This is a genomic window from Gilliamella sp. W8123 (assembly GCF_016101085.1).
Lineage (GTDB): Bacteria > Pseudomonadota > Gammaproteobacteria > Enterobacterales > Orbaceae > Gilliamella > Gilliamella apis.
This window is the reverse complement of record NZ_JACFRE010000001.1, coordinates 146,481-164,139: the sequence shown is the minus strand read 5'-3', so window position 1 is coordinate 164,139 and position 17,659 is coordinate 146,481. Positions and strand designations below refer to the sequence as shown.

13 protein-coding genes are annotated in these 17,659 nt (G+C 34.3%); 11 read left to right on the top strand and 2 right to left on the bottom strand.

Features of this window, described 5'->3' with window-relative positions:
- Positions 1-35: 35 nt before the first annotated feature.
- Entirely contained in the window at positions 36-362 is a 327-nt protein-coding gene (locus H3T56_RS00735) for a type II toxin-antitoxin system RelE/ParE family toxin (RefSeq protein ID WP_065651275.1), read from the bottom strand.
- Between the two features lie 32 nt (positions 363-394).
- Here H3T56_RS00735 and H3T56_RS00730 point away from each other — a divergent pair, with 32 nt between their 5' ends.
- The 4 genes from H3T56_RS00730 to H3T56_RS00715 all read left to right on the top strand — a co-directional run bounded on the left by H3T56_RS00730 (position 395) and on the right by H3T56_RS00715 (position 7,097).
- Positions 395-604: an SDR family oxidoreductase gene (locus H3T56_RS00730; RefSeq protein ID WP_254422568.1), complete on the top strand. Its 210-nt coding sequence runs from the start codon at positions 395-397 to the stop codon at positions 602-604.
- Positions 605-666: 62 nt separating this feature from the next.
- The gene (locus H3T56_RS00725; RefSeq protein WP_086360791.1) at positions 667-1,248 is read left to right on the top strand and encodes a DUF2867 domain-containing protein; all 582 of its coding nucleotides are present in this window, start codon (positions 667-669) and stop codon (positions 1,246-1,248) included.
- Between the two features lie 152 nt (positions 1,249-1,400).
- Positions 1,401-1,682 carry a YciI family protein gene (locus tag H3T56_RS00720; RefSeq protein WP_086360790.1) on the top strand — a complete coding sequence of 94 codons (282 nt, stop codon included), beginning with the start codon at positions 1,401-1,403 and terminating at the stop codon, positions 1,680-1,682.
- A gap of 456 nt (positions 1,683-2,138) precedes the next feature.
- A complete protein-coding gene (locus H3T56_RS00715; protein WP_198191951.1) occupies positions 2,139-7,097 on the top strand; it encodes an autotransporter outer membrane beta-barrel domain-containing protein in 4,959 nt (1,652 codons plus the stop codon).
- Between the two features lie 94 nt (positions 7,098-7,191).
- Here H3T56_RS00715 and H3T56_RS00710 read toward each other — a convergent pair whose 3' ends face one another.
- On the bottom strand, positions 7,192-8,040 hold the full coding sequence (locus tag H3T56_RS00710) for an aldo/keto reductase (protein WP_198191778.1): 849 nt from the start codon (positions 8,038-8,040) through the stop codon (positions 7,192-7,194).
- A gap of 668 nt (positions 8,041-8,708) precedes the next feature.
- Here H3T56_RS00710 and H3T56_RS00705 point away from each other — a divergent pair.
- The 7 genes from H3T56_RS00705 to H3T56_RS00675 all read left to right on the top strand — a co-directional run bounded on the left by H3T56_RS00705 (position 8,709) and on the right by H3T56_RS00675 (position 17,507).
- Positions 8,709-9,944, top strand: a complete 1,236-nt coding sequence (locus tag H3T56_RS00705; RefSeq protein WP_198191777.1) for an NRAMP family divalent metal transporter — start codon at positions 8,709-8,711, stop codon at positions 9,942-9,944.
- 8 nt (positions 9,945-9,952) lie between these two features.
- Positions 9,953-10,735, top strand: coding sequence for a LamB/YcsF family protein (locus H3T56_RS00700; RefSeq protein WP_198191776.1), 783 nt, complete (start codon positions 9,953-9,955; stop codon positions 10,733-10,735).
- A 102-nt stretch (positions 10,736-10,837) separates the two neighbouring features.
- On the top strand, positions 10,838-12,445 hold the full coding sequence (locus H3T56_RS00695) for a 5-oxoprolinase/urea amidolyase family protein (protein ID WP_198191775.1): 1,608 nt from the start codon (positions 10,838-10,840) through the stop codon (positions 12,443-12,445).
- Entirely contained in the window at positions 12,438-14,186 is a 1,749-nt protein-coding gene (locus H3T56_RS00690; protein WP_198191774.1) for a biotin carboxylase N-terminal domain-containing protein, read from the top strand. Before H3T56_RS00695 ends, H3T56_RS00690 begins: the two co-directional genes overlap by 8 nt.
- A gap of 482 nt (positions 14,187-14,668) precedes the next feature.
- Positions 14,669-15,901 (top strand): serine/threonine transporter SstT, encoded by a 1,233-nt coding sequence (sstT, locus tag H3T56_RS00685; RefSeq protein WP_198191773.1) that lies wholly within the window; start codon positions 14,669-14,671, stop codon positions 15,899-15,901.
- Between the two features lie 156 nt (positions 15,902-16,057).
- Positions 16,058-17,053 (top strand): MDR family oxidoreductase, encoded by a 996-nt coding sequence (locus H3T56_RS00680; RefSeq protein WP_198191772.1) that lies wholly within the window; start codon positions 16,058-16,060, stop codon positions 17,051-17,053.
- A gap of 226 nt (positions 17,054-17,279) precedes the next feature.
- Positions 17,280-17,507, top strand: coding sequence for a ChaB family protein (locus H3T56_RS00675; RefSeq protein ID WP_034902480.1), 228 nt, complete (start codon positions 17,280-17,282; stop codon positions 17,505-17,507).
- The last annotated feature ends 152 nt before the right edge of the window (positions 17,508-17,659 follow it).

Sequence of the window (17,659 nt, the reverse complement as noted above, 5' to 3'; positions counted from 1 at the left end):
TTATTAGCCTTATAACCCCTAATTTGTAATACACCCTACCTTAATAAACGCCGCGTTAATAATGCTTGCATATCACGTCTGTCATCGGAATTTAAAAAGATAACGACCTGTTGGTGGATGATTTTGTAGATAAGCCGGTAGGATTTAAACAAGGTTTGACGATAATCACGATTGCCTAAATCTAGTAACTCTTTAGGAATACAGCATTTTTCATTAAAATGGCTTAAATTCTTAGCAGTTTTTAATAGTTCATCCAATACGTAATTGGCATTTTCAAAGCAGTCATACTCTGCTATATAGTCATAAATGGCAGCTAAGTCAGCCTCTGCATCTTGAGTTAAAGCGACATTATACGCGAGCATTAGCTTTAGAATTATCTTCATCAAATATACAAGTGAATGCCATTGCTAAAGGTGTTATTGATACCCCACTAAATGCAATTCATAATGCACAAGATAGAGAAAATTTAGCTAAAATGTCTCCTATGGGCAAAATTGGCAATCCGCAAAATATCGTTGATGCAGCTGTTTATTTAACGCAAAGTGAATTTGTGACTGGAATGACAATGATAGTAGATGGTGGCGCCTCAACGGGTGTTTGGTAGAGAAATAACTAAAATTAAATAAAACTGCAAGTAATAATTATTTATATGTTATTGATTGATAAATGTATAATCATACTACAAAATTAGCTAATAATTTTATTTACTTGCCAATTGAGTTAGTGATGGATGCTAAGAAAACAAATATTATTAATAAATTAAATAGATTATTAAACCATCAGGTAACTTTAATTGCGGAAGATATTAATTATTTAAGTTACCAAACTACCTCTCTTCCTAAAGATATTTCTGCTTATGACGCTTATAGAATGATGATTCAATCTCAACCGAAATGGCTTAAAATATTGTTTCAGATGAGAGATTTTATAGGCAGAATTGTAGGAATTAGAACAATAAAAGGTTTTGAACAGTTAAGTGAAAATATACCTAATATTGGTGATATAGTGCATTTTTTTAACGTGATGGAGTTAGAAAAAAATAAATTAACTTTAATCATTAGAGATCATCATCTAGATGTTTGTTTACATCTTTGTTTAATTGAAGATAATGATAAACAAAATAAATTATATGTAATTACGTCAGTCAAAAATCATAATTTTATCGGCAAGTTATATATGGCACCAGTGTCTGTACTACATCCATTGATAGTTAATAGATTATTGAAAAATCTTAAAGCTAAAAAATGAATTTACTAGTAAATCCGGATTGATTTTTTGATTGCACAATTAAACATCGTTAATTTTTTATGATTAAAGATCATAATAAGCCAAACTTTTTAGTTCTGAAAAATTTAGCTAAAGATTTACCTAAATAATTTAAAATATATAAGGAATATATAATGATAATTGTAACTTTTAAGTTTAAAAAACCTTTGGAAGAATTGTTAGCTAAATTTGAAGAACATAATAAATTTTTAGATGAGTATTTTGCCAACAATAAGTTTATCGCGTCTGGTCCTTTAGAGAATAAAACAGGTGCGATTATTGTAGTAATGAGTGATTCACTTGAAGAAGTTAAAAATATTATGAAATTAGATCCGTTTTGTATTTATGATCTTGTTGATTTAGAATTTACCTTATTTCAAGCGAATAAAATCTCACCTAACTTATTAAATAATTAAGTTTATATTATCTGAACCGAGCAGATAAAAGGCTGTTGCGTATAATATATTGAATAATTTAGGAAATACTAAAAAAAATCACTCGTATAAAACTCATTTTCTTTTTTAGACACATTAATATATTTTATTCTTTTAATTGCCAATTTACCTACTATGTGGTAAAAATGGCACTCTATTCCCGTCATTTTTCTTTTTGTAAAATTTAAATTATTCATAATATAGTTTTTCTTTTTCTTTTTCTTTTTTAATTATTTACTAATTTAGTCTTATTGTTATTGATAAATAAAGTCTTTTTTTATTTATTCGAAATTTTGCCTCGCTCCACAGTTTTATTGATTTGTTAGCTGTAATAAGCAAATTGCCATGCACTTAATAGCACTACTTAAAAATTCTCTATTAGATTTTTCAAATAAAAATGTTGTTTTACCAATATAGATTTATTTTGGAGAGGAAATAATGAATAAAGTATTTAAGTTAGTTTGGAATGCACAACGTCAGGCCTACATCGTTACATCAGAAAAAGCACAATCTAAAAGTCGATTATTTTTACTTAATTTATTACCAGCTATCAGTTTAATATTAGTCATGACACCAATGAGTTATGCTCAGTGTGATAATTCATTGCTCGTTAATAATTGCACCCGAAAAGTTACTAATGAGATTGTAAATAAAAATTTATCTAATAAACAAATCAATGCTTATATTAACACACTTTTTGGCGCTACTAACTTTAACAATCCAGTAGAAATATTACTATCCAATCATATTGAATCTGATGATGATGGTTATAACTATACTGGCGATAATAGTGTTAGTGACATTACTTTATATCAATCTGCTGGAGATATTATTGGTGGCAAAAATGGTATTAATATTAACCATAATGGTAATGGTTCAACCGGTATTACGATTTCTAGTGATGTCACGGGTAAACAAGGTGATGGAATAAGAACTATAAATAGCACCTCTACTCAAGATCTAAACATTACCGAACTTGTTGGTGCTAATGTTCATGGGCAAGCCAATGGAATTAACGCCGTAAATAATGGACATGGTATAACAATAATTTCAACTGCGGACTCGGTTATCGGTGATGAACTTGATGGTATTTCGGCGGTAAACGATGGTGATACTCAAGGTTTAAAAATAATTCAATCAGCAGGTAATATTCATGGGAAAAAAAATGGTATTAATGCTGATAATAGAGGTAAAGGAAGAACAAATATTACTACCAATGGAGAAGTGGTTGGTGATGAAAATGAAGGTATTAATGCCGTTAATGAACAAAATGCCGGTGATTTACTGATTTCACAAAATGGTGGTTCTATTACTGGTGGACTTAATGGTATCAAAGCTAATAATCAGGGCAATGGTTCTACCTCAATTACGGTTACAGCTAATATTATTGGTCAACAAAATGATGGCATCAATGCCAATAATAGCAGCAATACGCATGATTTATCGGTAACTCAAAATTCAGGGGTTATTAATGGTAAATTAAACGGTATTAATGCTGTTAATAATGGCAATGGATCAACTATTGTCACAACTTCAGGCACAGTTACTGGTAATGAAAAAGATGGGGTAAATATTACTAATCAAGCCAATACTAATAAATTAACCTTTAATCAATTAAAAGGTGAAATTACGGGTAAAGAATACGGCATAAATATAGTTAATAATGGTAATGGTATAACTTCGATTTCAAGCCATGGAGCGATCGAAGGACAACAAAAAGATGGTATACAGGCTACGGGTAGAGCCAACACAACTGATCTAAACGTTAATCAAACCGATGGTAGTATAAAAGGTGCACTTAATGGAATGAATTTGGCTAATCAAGGGACAGGTTCAACTTTAATTACTACTAATGGTGAAATCAGTGGACAACAAAATGATGGCCTTTATGCAATTAATCAAGCTAATACCCACGACATGACGGTTAATCAATCTGCAGGGACTATTTTGGGTCAATCTAATGGTATTAATATTCACAATGGTGGCAATGGATCTTCTATTATTGGTAGCTCAGGTAATATAACCGGAGAAACTAATTATGGTATTGTCGCTGTTAATGAGACTAATACCAAAGATCTTACAATTATCCAATCATCAGGTAATATTAATGGTAAACAAGATGGTATTAATATTGAACATAAAGGGACTGGGTCTACAACGATTTCAACTGCAGGACAAGTATTAGGCTATCAAGGTAATGGTATTTATGCTGTAACTCAAACAAACAGCCAAAATTTAACTGCAAAACAATCATCTGGCCGTATCTATGGTAAAAAAAGTGGTATTAATTTTAATAATAATGGTAATGGCTCTACATATGTTAATACTTTTGGTGATGTCATTGGCGAAGAGAATGAAGGGATCTTAGTCAATAATGACATTCATAGCCAAGATGTCAATGTGATGCAGACATCAGGCCAGATTAAAGGTAATGCTAATGGGATTAATATTACTAATAAAGGTAGAGGTAAAACAACAGTAACTTCATCAGGTGATATTATTGGTGGTCAATATAATGCCATTACATTACTCAATGATCAAAATAGCCAAGATATCACGGTGTCACAATTAGATGGTAATATGCAAGGGGAGTCATACGGCATGTATATCACTAATAATGGCAAAAGTACCACCGCGATCACTACTTCAGGCAATGTAACTGGTGATCAGAATGATGCAATCCGTGTGTTTAACAATAATAGTGCTACGGATTTAAAAATCAATCAATTAAAAGGTAATATTACCGGTAATCAAGATGCTATAAATATAGAAAATAATGGCCAAGGACTAACCAATATTACTACTTCAGATAACGTTATCGGTAAACAACGTGATGGTATAGCAGTGAAAAATGGTACTAACTCTAAAAATCTTACTGTTATCCAATCAGCTGGTGAAATCAATGGTAATCGCTACGGAATATATGCAGTCAATAGTGGTCAAAACTCAACGGTAATTAGTATTGCAGGTAAAGTCATAGGTAAGAATAGTGACGCTATTTTTGCTGTTGCAGAGTCTGCTACTTATAACTTACTTTTTAGTCAAAATAGAGGTAGTGAGATTAATGGCAAGCTAAATAGTGTCAATCTTACCAACAATGGGCAAGGTTCAACGAATATTAAAGTTGCAGGTAAAATCATTAGCCAAACATTAGATGCTATCATTGTAGCTAATGATGCCAATACTAGTAGTCTATCTTTTAAACAAGAAGCGGATAGTAATATTAAAGGAGAGATAAATGGCGTTAATCTCACCAATAAAGGACGCGGGTTAACTAATGTTATAGCTCAAGGTGTTATTAGTGCTAATCAAGGTTCAGGCATATTAGCCGCTAATGGTGATACCGCAACAGATTTATTTGTTAAACAATCCAATGGCATCATCAGTGGTTTTGATAACGGTATTATGGTGACCAATAATGGTACAGGTATGACTGAACTTGATATATCAGGAAAGGTAGTTAGCCAAAATAATATCACGGGTATAGGTATTAATACTTCTGGTAAAGAAGGTCTTAAAACTTATATCAATTTAAATCAGGGCGCTGATGTCTCCTCGGCTAGTGGTATTGCGATTAAAAATGAAACAACTGATTCAATTATTGCCCTTAATAATGGCTCTAAAGTTAGTGGTCAAATTAGATTGGGTACTGGCAATGATACCTTATTTATCAATGAGGGTGCAGATATATCACAATTGACAGTCGTTGATGGGGGGAATAAATTATTTCGCGTAGATGGATCGTCTGATGTTGATAGCCTTAACCTTAATACTCATCTTATTGGTTCATCAACCTCTAATGGTTCGATAGGTGATGTGGCTATTATTGGCTGGGAAAATATTAATCTTAGTAGTATTGCTAGACTAACACTGACAGGCGATTTAAATACTGATAAATTAACTATTAATTCAGGTGCTATGGTGGATCTTAAATCTGGTCTGCACCAATCTAATATTAGTGGTAGTGTTTATAATAGTGGTGTGATTACCCTTGGTAATCAATTTGCAGGTGACCGTTTAACGATTGCCGGTGATTATATTGGGGATGATGGTAAGTTAATTTTTGATACAGTTGTACAAAATAGTGATAGTCCAACTGATCGATTATTTGTACAGGGTAATGTTTCGGGTAATACTTTTATAGAGATTAATAATATTGATGGTTTAGGTGCTGATACTAGTAATACAAATGGTATTGAATTAGTGCATGTTGATGGATCAAGTAGTAATGATGCTTTTAAAATGCGACAAGAGCATATAGATGTGGGTGCATATGAATATTATTTACATAAAGGTGATCTTAACAATCAAAATAATAACTGGTATTTGCGTTCTTACTTGCCAAATAATCCAAATAATCCCACAGACCCAACTCATCAAAGTGATCCACAAGAACCTACAGATCCAACTATAAATCCCTTTCCTGAATCAGGTAAACCGGCCAGAATAAAAACTTATCGTAAAGAAGTATCGATGTTTGGTGCAATAGCTGAACAACTTCGTTTAGCAGATAACCTTATGCAAAGTAATTTACATCAACGTATTGGTAATGCGCCATTGTTGGATTCATCAATAGGGTGGGGAAGAATTATCACTAAACGTATTAATGTAAAACAGAATGGTACAGCAAATGCAAACAGTAAAGGCAACTACTCAGGTTTCCAATTGGGTAGTGATATTTGGCAAAATGACGATTGGCGAATTGGGGGATATTTCGGTTATCTACATGGTAATTTAAGTGTTGATGGCTTTGCTAGTGGTAGATATGGGCGGGTAGGTAGCAATGGTATTAATTCATACTTTATGGCTGCTTATAGCACTTATATGCAAAACGATGGGGGGTATTTAGATATGGTTTTACAAGCTGCTCGTCACCGAGCTGATGTAAATCCAAATAGTAATAAAAATAGCAAACAAAAAGCAAATAGTTTGAATGCATCCATTGAAACGGGCAAACCATTTGGGTTATTCGATAGTAATTGGAAAATCGAACCTCAAGCACAAGTGATTCACCAATGGTTAAACTTAAAAGATAGTCATATCAATGGTAAAACTACAGTAAAACATAGTGATAATAATGCTTTGCTATTGCGTATTGGGGCTAGATTTGAAGGTGACTATAAAGTTGATAATGAATTATGGCGCCCTTATGCACGGTTGAACTTTTTCTATTCACCAAGTGGTGCTGATCATGTAACTTTTGCTAGTAAAAGTGCTGCTACTAAGTTTAGTAATGGTGCTAAATCTTTCAGTTCTGAATTAGCTATTGGTGGTAGTTATGAAGTTAATAATCAAATTAATGCATATAGTGAAATTGGTCACACAATGACTCATGGTGGCGATGCCAGAGTGAAAGCTCCAATTAGTGCTTCTGTTGGCATACGAGCTAAATGGTAAATGTAAAAAAATCACAATTAATTTGTAAAGCCGATATTGTATGTTAAATATCGGCTTTTTTTAGATTTTTCTATATATAGTAAATTTTTTAAAACTAAATATTTGGTCGGCGTTGAGTCAACCACTCTACAATGGCCGGATCGCTATGTGAAAAAAATGCACTGGTTGCAGTATCAATCGCGGTGATATCGATCATATCCTTATATGAAAGTTGAAAATCAAATAGATTAAAATTCTCCATCATACGCTCTTTTCTAACTGATTTAGCCAAACTGACAATTTGCCGTTGAATTAACCAACGTAAAATAATTTGACCTACCGACTTATTATATTTTTGGCCAATTGCGGTTAAAATTGGATGATTGAAGATATCATTCTTTCCTTCAGCAAATGGTGCCCATGCTTCCGGCTGAATAGTCTTACTTTGCATCCAAGGGGCTGCTTGTAATTGTTGATTAAAAGGGTTAATTTCAATTTGATTTACGGCCGGTTTTATTTTATTAAATGCCATTAAATCGGCTAAACGATCCGGACTAAAATTACTAACACCAATTGCTCTGATTTTTCCTTGCTCATAAAGTTCTTCCATCGCATGCCAAGCGCCATGAATATCACCAAAAGGTTGGTGGATTAAATATAAATCAATATAATCTAGTTGTAGTAAATTTAATGATTGTTCAAATTGGATTTTAGCACCTTCATAGCTAGCCCGATTTAACCAAAGTTTGGTAGTAATAAAAAGATCTTTTCGGTCAATTCCACTAACTTTAATCGCATTTCCGACTTGGCGTTCATTTTGATAGGCTGTTGCGGTATCAATCAGACGATAACCAACATCAATTGCATCCAACACCGCTTGCTGACACTGCTTTTCATCAATTTGATAAACACCAAAGCCTAGAATAGGCATTTCAATGCCATTATTTAATTTTGTGCTTTTCATAATGTGCACCTCTAACATTAGAATTAACTGAAAATATTAACGGTTGTCTTTTTGAATGATTATTTATTAATCTCAATATCAAGTAAAGCGGAAATGTTATCTCATCAGTCAACCAATAACCTGTTTTATAGTAGTTTTTCAAGCTATTTACCTTTATGTTTATCTTTAAAAACCCCTTTCCTCAAAATTTTTTTATTATTAAGTAAATTATTATGAGTTATTAAAGTGATTATTATTTCAATAAACTTTAATCATTTGATAAGTGTATAAAATAAGATAGATGGATTATAGGTAGGGAGATAACTGTGTTAGTTGCCCAATTATAGTGCAATGGTGATTCAAATTAATTTACAAATTATTATAAAAATAATTATCTTTGAAAAAAATATAATATTTATTTTTAAATTATTAGTAATTATTATTTAGTTTTTTGCTAACTTCATTAAGTTATAGCATGATTATTAAATGATTTTAATTATCTCTATAGGTTTATTCTTTGCACATTATTAATCATTATAATTTTTTTTAATTAGTTTTTTGTTAAAAAAATAGTAATTATATTTGCTATTGTTTTTTGAAATATGTTAGAAATATTGGCATAGTAATTGCATATATTGATATCAGATTAATCATAATTATAGAGAAGTTTAGTAAAGAGGAACATGCGTATGGAAAATCATAGCAGCAGTACCATTGCTTTTGTAAAAAATAGGCGAGCATCGCTGATTAGTGCAATCTTTTTGATGGCAACTTCGGCAATTGGTCCTGGTTTTATCACTCAAACAGCTACTTTTACCGTGACACTTGGCACTGCTTTTGGTTTTGGTATTTTGGCCTCTATCATTATAGATTTTGTGGTTCAGCAAAATATATGGCGAGTAGTTGCATTAACAAAAATGAACTCATCAGATATCGCTAATAGTACTATACCTTTTAGTGGCTATATATTAGCAATATTAGTTATATTTGGTGGTTTAGTTTTTAATATAGGCAATATAGCTGGAGCCGGTTTAGGTTTAAATGCATTAGTTGGCCTTGATCCTAAGTGGGGAGGAGCAATCAGTGCTCTAATGGCGGTTTATATATTTTCATCACGTAAAGCGAGTAATTTTATTGATCGCCTAATGATTGGTTTAGGTTTATTAATGATCATTTTGACGCTTTTTGTTGTCTTTGCTTCTCATCCACCTGTCGGCGAGGCTTTAAAAGAGACTGTTATACCATCAAAAATTGATTTTGCTTCAATTACAACTATTGTTGGTGGTACTGTCGGTGGTTATATCTCCTATGCTGGTGCTCATCGCTTACTTGATAAAGGTATGGTTGGCGTAGAACATATAGACTATGTATCTGGTGCAGCAACAAAAGGGATCATGGTTGTTGGTTTAATGCGTTATATTTTGTTTTTAGCCATTTTAGGTGTAGTAGCCAGTGGTGTTAAAATCGATATTTCGAGTTATGCCGCTAATCCTGCATCACAAGCATTCCAGGCGGCTTTAGGCGAATTAGGTTTGCGTATTTTTGGTTTGATATTATGGGCAGCTGCCATCACGAGTATTATTGGTGCCGCTTATACCTCGATGACTTTTATTACGCCGTTTAAACGTAATATCAGTGAAAAGCAACGCCAATTTGCGACTATTGTTTTTATTGTTGCCTCATTGGCGATTTATTTAATTATGGGTACCGCTCCGGTATCATTGCTGGTTTTTGCTGGTGGGTTTAATGGTTTAGTATTACCGCTTGGTTTAACTATCTTTGTTTACATAGGATGGAAACGGGCTGATTTAATGTCTGGTTATCATTATCCTCGATGGCTATTGTGGTCAGGACTTTTGGTCTGTGCTATTACATGGTATATGGGAGCAATGTCTGTTTTCACTATTTTTAATTATTTAAAATGAAGGGCATCATGACTACTAATAAGATTATTGATTTAAACAGTGATCTTGGCGAAAGTTTTGGTCAATGGCAAATGGGTAATGATGAAGCAATGCTAAAAGTTGTTAGTAGTGCCAATATTGCCTGTGGTTTTCATGCCGGTTCGCCAGAAGGGATTTTAAAAACATTAAAAGCAGCCAAGTTAAATAATGTAAGTATTGGTGCTCATGTTGGATATCCTGATTTAGTTGGTTTTGGCCGACGAAATATGGATATTAGCTCTGAAGAATTAATTGCTGATGTTATTTATCAGATTGGCGCATTAACTGGCTTAGCAAAATCTATTGATGCTAAAGTTAGTTATGTTAAACCGCATGGTGCTTTATATAACACGATAGCGCATGACAAGCGCCAAGCAATGGTCACGATTGATGCTATTCGACTGATTAATCCTCATCTTGTGTTAGTCGCTTTGGCTGGATCACCATTAATCAGTTGGGCTAAAGAAAGTGGCTTGAAAGTTGTTGCTGAGGCATTTGCTGATAGAGCGTATCATACTGATGGTACATTAGTCTCTCGGAAGGAGGCTGGTGCAGTCTTACATGATCCAGATATTGTTGCCAATCGTATGTTACAACTTGTTAATGAAGGCGGTTTGCTATCAATTGAAGGCGAGTTTGTTGAGATTGATGCTGGATCAATTTGTGTTCATGGTGATAGTATGGGCGCTTTAGCGATGGCGCAAAGAGTTCGCCAACAATTACAAAATAATGGCGTTAAAATTGCTTCATTTACCGATGTTATTAATGAGTAATTTGCAGTAGGTATTGCAACAATATAATTCAATTATTTGCCGTAATTAGCAATTAAAGATTTACTTATAAGCAATCTTTTTTGCGGTGTTTAGAGGTGTATAATGCGTTTTTTACCAGTTAATATTGATGCTCTGCTTGTCGAGTTAGAGACTCTAGAACAAGTGATGGCATTAACTGATGCATTACAATATAAAAAAGATGTATGGAATATAAATGAAATAATACCAGCCGCTCGGACTGTGTTAGTTCGATATAATTCCATTATTATGGATGGAAATAAATTAGCCCAATATATAGCTCAATTAGATGTATCTTCAGGGGAATTAAGATCAGGTGAATTAGTTACCATTCCAGTTAGTTATAATGGTGAGGATTTAGGCTTTGTAGCAGAATATTTAGGCATTAGCGTTGCTGATGTTATTTCTAGACATACAAGTAATGAATATCAGGTTGCTTTTTGTGGATTTGCACCTGGTTTTGCTTATATGGTAGCGAAGGATATTCAGCTTAACGTTCCTCGCCGTCAATCTCCCCGGGTACGTATTCCTGCTGGCTCTGTAGCCCTAGCTGGTGAATTTAGTAGTGTTTATCCACAAGCAAGCCCCGGAGGTTGGCAACTGATTGGTGTTACCAACGTTAAAGTCTGGGATATTTATCGTGACGAGCCGGCACTCTTTAAACCTGGTACACGAGTAAATTTTATTGATGCAAGTAAAACTGTCACTAAATATAGCTTACCACAATCGAAAAAAGTAACCTTGCCGGTTGAACAACAAGAGCAATCGCAAGATATTGAGATATTAGCCACTGGAATTCAAACTTTATTACAAGATAATGGTCGCATAGGACAAGCTGAATTAGGTATTTCAGAATCAGGTGCAATGGATAAAGCAGCTTTGCATAGTGCCAATCGTATACTGGGTAATCCAACTAATGAAGCTGTTTTGGAAATAACTCAAGGTGGTTTTAAAGCTCGTATTAATAGCGCTATGTTAATTGCTGTGACAGGGGCGTCATGTGAGATTAAAGTTACTACAATTAGCGGTGAAAGCTATTTTGCTAATATGTATCAACCGATCCAGTTAGAAGAAGGTGATATTGTTCATTTAGGTAACGTACAGTATGGCGTACGTAGTTATGTTGCTGTGCGTGGCGGTTTGCAAGTTCAGCCGATCTTAGCTAGTTGTTCTTTTGATACTTTGGCGCAAGTCGGTCCGAGACCGCTAAAAGTTGGTCAAACATTGACCATCAAGAATGGTCAAACTTTTAACGCGCTTTCTTTAGAAGAAACTCCCGCTATCTCTTATCCATGTAAAGATGATGTTGTCGAATTGGATATAATGTTTGGCCCTCGTACCGATTGGTTTACACAACAAGCTATACAACAATTAACTTCACAATTGTGGCAAGTGACTCCTGCATCAAATCGTATTGGTTTACGTCTTTTAGGTGAAATTCCTTTAGAGCGTGAAAAACAACAAGAATTACCAAGTGAAGGCACTTGTATGGGGGCAATACAAATTCCTGCTAATGGTCAACCGGTACTATTTTTAAATGATCATCCTCTAACAGGCGGTTATCCGGTTATTGCAGCAGTATGTAATTATCATTTGGATTTGGCTGGTCAAATTCCAGTTAATGCCAAAATAAAATTTAATCCGATTGGAGTTTTTAAAGAATTTGAAGGGAGCCATGTTAATCATGTCTGAAATTAATAAACAAGTTGCACATAAAGTATTGATTGCTAATCGTGGTGAAATTGCCGTTCGGATTATTCGTGCTTGTCGAGATATGAATTTTACATCGATAGCGATTTATGCCGATGTTGATATGGATGCACTGCATGTGCAAATGGCTGATGAAGCTTATGGATTACCAGGTAATACACCGAGTGATACCTATCTAAATATTGATAAGATTATTGCGATTGCGCAAAAATCAGGAGCGACAATGGTTCATCCCGGTTATGGATTTTTGTCTGAGCGAGTTGAATTTGCCAAAGCGGTGCAAGATGCTGGTTTAATTTGGATTGGTCCTAATCCTGAAACAATAGCTATTTTGGGCGATAAAGTAAAAGCGAGACAACTTGCTGTCGAAGTAGGGGCACCACTGGTTACCGGTACAGATAAGCCTGTACAAAATTCCAAAGAAGTTGTTGAATTTGCGCGTAAGCATGGATTACCAATTGCAATTAAAGCCGCATTTGGCGGAGGAGGCCGAGGACTTAAAGTTGCTTGGCAAATGGATGAAGTAGAAGAACTCTATGATTCAGCTGTGCGTGAAGCAACGGTAGCATTTGGTCGTGGTGAATGTTTCTTAGAACAATTTTTACATCATCCTCGACATATTGAAGCACAGGTTATCGCTGATGCACATGGTAATGTTGTTGTAGTTGGTACTCGTGATTGTTCTTTACAGCGTCGTAATCAAAAGTTGATAGAAGAATCACCAGCACCTTTTTTAGATGAAAAAATAGAAAAACAAATAGTTAAAGCATCAATCGATATCTGTGCTAAAGCAAATTATATTGGCGTTGGTACCGTTGAATTTTTACTGAGTCAGGATGGTAAACTGTCTTTTCTAGAAGTAAATACTCGATTACAAGTTGAACATCCAGTGACCGAAGAAACAACAGGAATTGACCTCGTTATTGAACAGTTACGAATAGCGCAAGGATTACCTGTTAGTATTAAACAAATGCCTCAACCGCGAGGGCATGCTATTGAATTTCGCATAAATGCAGAAGATGCTGCTAATGGTTTTTTACCTGTGGCCGGAACGATAACTCATTTTGATATACCGACAGGTCCAGGTGTTCGCTTAGATAGTGGCGTTAATGCAGGATCAGTGATCCCTGCTACATTTGATTCGCTCATGGCTAAACTTATTATTGTTGGTAATAATCGCCAACAGGCTTTGGCAAGAGCTCGTCGTGCATTAGCTGAGTTTACCATTGAAGGAGTTGCTAGTGTGCTACCATTTGATCGAAAAGTGATAGACCATCGTGATTTTTGCCAGCAGTTTAATGTGCATACTCGTTGGATTGAAACGGATTTTAATGCAGAACTTGAACCAGCAAAAAGGCAACTTCCGCAGCAAGAAGATATATTGACCCATACCTTTATTGAAATTGATGGTAAACGTTGTAAGCTTGGTTTGCCTGCGAAACTATTTTCTGGATTATCTATCAGCCAGACCAATAGTGAAGTCCAATCAGTTGTAACCACTAACACAAATCTTGATTTAATTGTTCCAGCTCCAGTGTCTGGCAATTTGTTTAAATGGTTGGTTGGGGATAATCAAAAGGTTGAACAAGGTGATATGATTGCAATTATCGAGGCAATGAAAATGGAAATTCAAGTAATAGCTCATCGAGAAGGTATTTTGAAACATTCTCATACCGAAGGTGCGTATGTTAATGCTGATGATCCTATTGCTGAAATTATTTAGTATTAAAAATAATTTATAAATTAATAATGACAATATGTTTTATTAGATTCTTGCAGTTGGTAAAACATATTGTTTTTTATATTAAGATTATTAGTATTGTCTTTGCGAAACAGTTATATCGGCGATTAATATGTAATTTAAATTTCCTACTGTTTTTGATATTAACCTCCCTAATCTTATTGTTGAGCTCTTAACTTATAAATTAAACGATATAGTAACGAATATTTATCTCTAATTTGAATTAAATATCCATAGCTACTCTCGGTTTATCATTCTCAAAAACCCCTTTCCTCAAAATTTTTTATTGAATGATAATTGTTATTGACGACTCTTTCTAACCCTTATATAGATTCAGGATAATAATTAAACTTAATAATTGAATAAAGTAATATAAAAAATAGTTATCATGATAATTTTTTTATAGTTTTAGTTTTAATTTATGATAAGGTTGCCGTTTTGTATTTTATACATAGGGAAGCACTATGACACATTCAACCAATAAATTGGTTCGTTTTTATTTCAAAGTAGGATTAATACCACAAATTATTTTGGGGTTAATCTTAGGTATTGCTTTAGCGGCAATTTCAAAAGATGTTGCATTAGATATGTCCTTTATTGGATCACTTTTTATTAATGCTTTGAAATCAGTAGCCCCAATCTTGGTACTTATTTTAGTTATTGCTTCAATATCTAATCACCAACATGGTAAACGGGCCAATATGGGAGAACTATTGGCTCTTTATTTTGCAGGGATGATGTTAGCGGCATTATTAGCAACTGTTGCCAGTTTTATTTTTCCTTCTGATATCTCTTTAGGTGATACAGCTAATCAAACTAAGTTAACACCGGCTGGTAGCGTTATTGAAGTATTAAAAACTTTATTTTACAAGATGATCGACAATCCAATTAATGCGCTGGTTAACGCTAACTATATCGGTCTTATTATTTGGGGTGTTGGTATTGGGATTGCATTAAGACATTCAAGTGAAACCACGAAAACAATGATGAATGATCTTTCTGTAGCTATTTCATTTATCGTTAGAATTATTATTCGTTTTGCGCCATTAGGTGTATTTGGTTTAGTCGCTTCAACGCTTGCAGAAACAGGATTTGGTGAATTACTTAAATATGCCCATTTAATTCTTGTGTTGGTATCTTGTATGTTAGTTGTGGCATTGATCATTAATCCTTTATTGGCGTATATGGTCATGCGTAAGAACCCGTATCCATTAGTTTTAACTTCATTAAAAGAGAGTGCTATTCCAGCTTTCTTTACTCGTAGTTCGGCAGCAAATATACCGGTTAATATGGAAATTTGTCGAAAACTAAAAATGGATGAAGATACCTATTCCGTCGCAGTACCACTAGGGGCGGCCATTAATATGTCAGGTGCAGCTATCACTATCACTATTTTAACCTTGGCAACTGTTAATTCATTACATATAGAAGTTGATGTCCTTTCTGCGGTATTGCTTTGTATTGTAACGAGTGTTTGTGCTTGTGGAGCATCGGGTATCGCTGGTGGTTCATTACTGTTGATTCCTGTTGCTTGTAGTATGTTTGGCATACCTAATGAAATTTCAGCAAAAGTTATTGGTATCGGTATTGCAATTGGTGTTATTCAAGATTCAGTTGAAACTGCACTTAATTCATCTAGTGATGTGGTATTTATTGGCGCTGTTTCAGAGAAAGTACAGAGTAATAAAGCAAAATAGAGTTAATTTATTCGTTAGCCAATTTATAATGACTATTAAGCCTGATAGATATCAGGCTTTTTTATGAATTAAAAACACAATCAATAGCTCAATGATTGCATTTACGCTAGTGACTATTTATCATGATTTATATATTAAATACATCAAGGAATTATCATGTCATTCAATGCAATTATGTTAGAAAAGGATGAAGTTAGTGTTTTTTCAAATTCCTTAAAAACAATTACTAAACAGCAGTTATTGCAGCAGCAGGGAGATACTTTAGTCCAAATTCATTATTCAAGCATCAATTATAAAGATGCATTAGCCTTGACAAATACAAGTCCTATAGTTCGACAATGGCCAATGGTGCCGGGTATTGATGGTGTGGGTACCGTCGTTGAGAGCCATAGTGGCCGTTATCAAGCAGGTGACTTAGTTATTTTAAATGGCTGGGGATGTGGAGAAACTCATTGGGGATGTTTAGCTCAATATGCCTATCTAAAATCAGATTGGTTAATCCCTTTACCTAATAACCTTACTACTTATCAATCAATGGCTATGGGTACCGCTGGTTATACCGCTGCACTTTGTGTAAAACGCATTATTGATTTTGGTATTAAACCACAAGATGGCAAAATTTTGGTAACCGGTGCTAGTGGTGGTGTCGGTTCTGTGGCCATTGCCTTATTGTCTAAATTGGGTTTTAACGTTACAGCATCAACAGGTAAAACTTCTGATAAAAAGTATTTATCAAAACTAGGTGCGATTGATATTATTGATAGTCAATCATTAAAAACGCCGAATAAACCGTTACAAAAAGAGTTATGGTCAGCTGCAATAGATGTCGTTGGTTCAAACACATTAGCTAATATTTGTGCTCAAACTCAATATGGTGGCATAGTCGCATGTTGTGGTTTGGCGCAAGGTATGGACTTACCTGCAACCGTGGCACCATTTATTTTACGCGGCGTAACACTATCGGGAGTTGATAGTGTGATGGCAAGTTATGATAAACGGGTTGCAGCTTGGCAATTAATAGCAGAAAACATGGATGAGCAACTGTATACTCATATAGCTAAAACCATTACATTAGATCAATGTTCTGAGATAGCAAATAAGATGATTGCTGGTGAAATTAAAGGACGTTTTGTGGTTGATGTGAATAAGTGATTTCATATTAATTAGCATCACAATATATAGCGGTGTAAAAATACACCGTTATATAAGTGTCAATATTAATTGAGATGAAAATTAATACTATCAATTGCGTGATAATGCTTATATTTCGGGTAAAATAAGGCTAAATTCAATCCAACTTAACTATTTTTCAGTGATGTTCGCAATTACCAATCAAAGTTATCAATAATCTGTGATTAATTTCGAGGGGGAATGTGATATGCCATATCAAACAAGAGAAGATTTACCTGAATCAGTCCGACATGTTTTACCTACCCATGCTCAAGATATTTTTAAAGAAGCTTTTAATAGTGCCATAAAAGAGTATCAAGATCCGAAGAAACGACGCGACAACAGTGATGCTGAACAAGTTGCTTTTCGTGTTGCTTGGTCAGCGGTTGAAAAGGTCTATCATAAGGATGAGCATGGCAAATGGGTAGCTAAATAAAACTTAAAACATTATAGATAGCTTGTTTTATTATTGAATAACGTTATAAATAATAAGTAAGAATAAACGCTAAGCCGACATGGATAGTCGGCTGAATTAATTTCCATTTCCGCATCTGTTAGAGTAGGGGCAACTATGGCGCATGGTTTGTT